Annotated in this window: 1 protein-coding gene; it reads left to right on the top strand. The window is 35.8% G+C overall.

Annotated elements, in window-relative coordinates:
- Positions 1 to 226: hypothetical protein (locus M3183_RS27010; RefSeq protein ID WP_251475134.1), on the top strand; the 226-nt coding region annotated here is incomplete at both ends.

Genomic DNA, 226 nt, shown 5'->3' with positions numbered 1-226 from the left:
TTTCATAGCTTCGATGAAGGACAGAATCTTGATCTTATGAAGGAAGCTGTCTTTCATAGCTCTGATGAAAGACAAAATATAGATTTTTGGAAGGAAGTTGTCTTTCATAGCTTCGATGAAGGACAGAATCTTGATCTTATGAAGGAAGCTGTCTTTCATAGCTCTGATGAAAGACAAAATATAGATTTTTGGAAGGAAGTTGTCTTTCATAGCTTCGATGAAGGAC

The sequence above is a fragment of the Neobacillus mesonae genome, assembly GCF_023715155.1.
Classification (GTDB): Bacteria; Bacillota; Bacilli; order Bacillales; family Cytobacillaceae; genus Neobacillus; species Neobacillus mesonae_A.
The sequence above is the reverse complement of the archived record's forward strand: the minus strand, read 5'-3'. Positions and strand labels throughout refer to the sequence as shown.